This is a genomic window from Bacillus sp. GW821-FHT11D08 (genome assembly GCF_058808515.1).
Window position 1 is genome coordinate 156,609 of record NZ_JBXARS010000006.1, and the last position, 5,134, is coordinate 161,742.

The 5,134-nt window shown below is 58.7% G+C and carries 1 protein-coding gene; it reads left to right on the top strand.

Going from position 1 to position 5,134, the window contains the following annotated elements; all coding sequences use genetic code 11:
- The coding region (locus AC1RRX_RS13695; protein ID WP_492870928.1) for a beta strand repeat-containing protein at nucleotides 1-5,134 on the top strand (5,134 nt) is incomplete at both ends.

Consider the following 5,134-nt stretch of genomic DNA (forward strand, 5'->3'; position numbering starts at 1 on the left):
GAGCGACTGGTGTAACAGGGTCAACAGGAATAACCGGTGTAACTGGAGCAACAGGAGTAACCGGCGCAGCAGGTCCAACAGGCGCAACCGGTGTAACCGGAGTAACGGGGGTAACTGGAGAAATCGGCCCAACTGGCTCAACCGGAGTAACTGGCTCAACCGGGGATACCGGTCCAACTGGAGTAACTGGCCCAGCAGGAGTAACGGGATCGACAGGATCGACTGGGGTCACGGGTGTAACCGGGAGAACGGGACCAACCGGAGCAACGGGCGCCACTGGAATAACTGGAACAACTGGTGCAACGGGGTCAACTGGGGAGACTGGTCCAACAGGAGAAACCGGAGAAACTGGTTCAACGGGAGTAACAGGATCGACAGGAGCAACTGGTGCAATCGGAGTAACAGGGGCGACCGGCTCGACTGGTGCAACAGGCCCAACTGGTTCAACCGGAGAAACCGGTGCAACGGGAGTAACAGGGGCAACGGGAGAAACTGGCCCAACTGGATCGACAGGCCCAACAGGAATTACCGGAGCAACGGGATCAACTGGTATAACGGGACCAATCGGGGCAACCGGAATAACAGGAGCGATCGGAATAACAGGCCCGACCGGGGATACAGGAGCGACTGGTGTAACGGGGACAACCGGGGTAACAGGTTCAACCGGAGTGACTGGAGCAATAGGTGAAACAGGAGCAACGGGGCTGACTGGGCCAACGGGGTTCACCGGAGTAACAGGCCCAACGGGAGTAACAGGAGCGACCGGTGCAACTGGATCAACCGGCGCAACGGGTGCCACTGGCATAACCGGAGCAACTGGGGTAGCAGGTCCAATCGGAGTAACGGGGTTCACCGGCGCAACTGGTGTGACTGGCCCGACGGGGGTCACGGGATCGACAGGAGTAACAGGGATAACCGGGGCGACAGGCCCAACGGGTGCAACAGGAGTAACAGGCATAACTGGTGTAACCGGATCAACAGGGTCAAGCGGAGAAACGGGCCCCACCGGAGTAACAGGGGCGACTGGTGTAACGGGGACAACTGGGGTAACAGGAGTAACAGGAGCGACAGGCACAACTGGCGCAGCAGGTCCAACCGGAGTAACGGGGTTGACAGGAGAAACCGGAGCGACCGGTGTAACTGGTGCAACAGGAATAACCGGAGCAACGGGATCGACAGGTTCAACAGGTTCAACAGGAACAACGGGAGAAACCGGCTCAACCGGTGCAACTGGTGTAACCGGGGGAACGGGAACAACCGGCTCGACTGGTGCAACAGGACCGACTGGAACAACCGGCCCAACTGGCCCAACTGGCCCAACTGGGGTAACAGGATCAACCGGTGCAACTGGAGTTACTGGCGCAACCGGTGTAACAGGCTCAACCGGCCCGACTGGCGTAACGGGATCAACTGGTGCGACGGGATTAATTGGAGAAACCGGATCAACAGGAGAAACCGGGGCGACCGGTGTAACTGGGGCAACAGGGATAACCGGCGCAACGGGTGCAACGGGATCGACAGGCACAATCGGTTCAACCGGATCAACCGGCTCAACAGGATCAACGGGCGCCACTGGCATAACCGGAGCAACTGGTGTGACTGGCCCGACGGGGGTCACGGGATCGACAGGAGTAACGGGGGTAACCGGGGCGACAGGCCCAACGGGTGCAACAGGAGTAACAGGCATAACTGGTGTAACCGGAGCAACAGGGTCAACCGGAGTGACTGGAGCAATAGGTGAAACCGGAGCAACGGGAGCCACCGGAGTAACAGGAGTTACTGGCCCGATCGGCACAACAGGAGCGACAGGCTCGACTGGCCTAACTGGATCAACAGGAGCAACAGGAGAAACCGGCCCAACAGGTGTAACAGGAGAAACCGGAGCAACGGGAGTGACTGGGGCAACCGGCCCAACCGGCGCAATAGGAGAGACCGGTGTAACAGGAACAACCGGAGCAACGGGATCGACAGGAGCGACTGGGGTAACTGGTGTAACCGGGGGAACGGGAACAACCGGCTCGACTGGTGCAACAGGACCGACTGGATCAACCGGAGAAACCGGCCCAACTGGCTCAACCGGAGTAACTGGCTCAACCGGGGATACCGGTCCAACTGGAGTAACTGGCCCAGCAGGAGTAACGGGATCGACAGGATCGACTGGGGTCACGGGTGTAACCGGGAGAACGGGAACAACAGGAGCGACCGGAATAACAGGCTCGACCGGTCCAACGGGGGAGACTGGACCAACGGGAGTGACAGGCACAACCGGAATAACAGGGGAAACTGGGGCGACAGGAATAACAGGCGCAACAGGTATAACTGGAGAAACCGGCCCAACCGGCCCAACAGGTGTAACTGGGGAAACAGGTCCAACGGGATCAACTGGTATAACTGGAATAACCGGCTCAACAGGCGCAACAGGTGGAACCGGAGTAACCGGAATGACTGGTGCAACGGGCTCAACAGGATCAACGGGGGTAACTGGAGCAACCGGAGAAACAGGCGCAACTGGTGTAACCGGTTCAACCGGAGTAACGGGTCCAACCGGAGAAGCCGGCCCTGCAGGAGCAACTGGCCCAACAGGATCGACGGGTGTAACCGGCCCAACCGGCGCAATAGGAGAGACCGGTGTAACAGGAATAACCGGAGCAACGGGGTCGACAGGAGAAACCGGTTCAACAGGAACAACTGGAGAAACCGGCTCAACCGGTGCAACAGGGGCGACTGGAGTAACAGGCTCAACCGGTGCAACAGGGGCGACTGGAGTAACAGGCTCAACTGGTGTAACTGGTTCAACCGGAGCAACTGGCCCAACCGGAGTCACGGGCTCAACTGGAGTAACAGGCTCAACCGGAGAAACAGGTGCAACTGGAGTAACTGGGGCAACGGGAGAAACCGGCCCAGCAGGAGTAACTGGCCCAACAGGAGTAACCGGGTCGACAGGAATAACCGGAGCAACGGGAGTGACTGGGGCCACAGGAATAACCGGAGCAACCGGGCCAACGGGAGAGATCGGCCCAACTGGAGTAACAGGAGCAACAGGCCCAACTGGTGTGACTGGCCCAACTGGGGCGAGTGGTGTAACTGGTCCAACTGGAGAAAGCGGGTCAACAGGAGAAACCGGATCAACAGGAGTTACTGGCCCGACTGGGGTCACGGGCTCAACTGGTGTAACCGGAGTAACCGGATCGACAGGAGAAACGGGATCAACTGGTGCGACGGGATTAACTGGAGAAACCGGCCCAACTGGAATTACAGGAACAACCGGAGCAACGGGATCGACAGGAGAAACCGGTTCAACAGGAACAACTGGAGAAACCGGCTCAACCGGTGCAACAGGGGCGACTGGAGTAACCGGCTCAACTGGTATAACTGGTTCAACCGGAGCAACTGGTCCAATCGGCCCAACAGGAGAAACCGGTTCAACTGGAGTGACTGGGGTAACTGGTGTAACTGGCGGAACGGGAACAACCGGCTCGACTGGTGCAACAGGCTCAACTGGAGTAACAGGCCCAACGGGAGAAAACGGTCCAACAGGAGAAACCGGAGCAACTGGTTCAACGGGAGTAACAGGAGCGACAGGAGCAACTGGCTCAACAGGAGCAACTGGTTCAACCGGAGAAACTGGCCCCACCGGAATCACGGGTCCAACCGGAGTCACGGGCTCAACTGGAGTAACAGGATCAACCGGTCCAACTGGTGCAACGGGAGAAACCGGCTCAACCGGAGCAACAGGGCCAATAGGAGTAACCGGTGCAACGGGAGTAACAGGAGCCACCGGATTAACCGGGCCAATCGGGGATACAGGAGTGACTGGGGCAACCGGCCCAACCGGCGCAATAGGAGAGACCGGTGTAACAGGAACAACCGGAGAAACGGGATCGACAGGAGCGACTGGGGTAACTGGTGTAACCGGGGGAACGGGAACAACCGGCTCGACTGGTGCAACAGGACCGACTGGATCAACCGGAGAAACCGGCCCAACTGGGGTAACGGGCTCAACAGGAGTGACTGGAGTAACAGGCCCAACAGGAGTAGCCGGATCGACAGGAGAAACCGGATCAACTGGTGCGACGGGATTAACTGGAGTAACAGGTGCAACAGGAGCAACTGGCTCAACGGGAGAAACGGGTCCAACTGGTGTCACAGGCCCAACCGGATCGACAGGAGAAACGGGGTCAACTGGAGTGACTGGGGCAACAGGCCCAGCAGGAGAAACCGGAGCAACTGGACCATCAGGAGCAACAGGATCAACAGGAGAAACCGGAACCACGGGCTCAACCGGATCGACTGGAGTAACAGGTCCAACTGGTGTAACTGGTTCAACCGGAGAAACTGGTCCAATTGGTGTAACCGGCTCAACCGGCCCAACTGGGGTCACGGGCTCAACAGGCCCAACAGGAGCAACCGGCTCGACTGGTTCAACAGGCCCAACTGGTGTAACCGGCTCAACCGGTGCAACTGGAGTAACTGGAGAAATCGGTCCAACCGGAGTAACCGGTGCCACGGGAGAAACCGGCACAACCGGAGTAACAGGCCCAACTGGTATAACCGGAGAAACGGGCTCAACTGGAGTGACTGGGGCAACGGGGATAACAGGAGCGACTGGCGCAACCGGAGTAACAGGGTCAACAGGAGTAACCGGCGTAACGGGATCGACCGGAATAACAGGCGCGACAGGCTTAACCGGTGTGACTGGCCCAACTGGTCCAACGGGAGTGACAGGATCAACCGGATCGACAGGAGTAACCGGTCCAACAGGCACAACCGGAGTGACTGGTGCGACCGGAGAAACAGGCTCAACTGGAGCAACGGGTGCATCCGGGGTAACGGGGTCAACCGGCATAACAGGCCCAACAGGTGTAACTGGTATAACCGGCCCAACAGGGTCAACGGGGGTAACTGGAGAAACCGGATCGACAGGCGCAACGGGCCTAACCGGCTCAACTGGATTAACAGGAGCGACAGGAATAACCGGCTCAACCGGCCCAACGGGAGGAACTGGGTTAACTGGTGCAACAGGAGTGACTGGTCCAACAGGTGTAACGGGATTAACAGGCTCAACCGGCCCAACGGGAGGAACTGGGTTAACTGGTGCAACAGGAGTGACTGGTCCAACAGGTGTAACGGGATT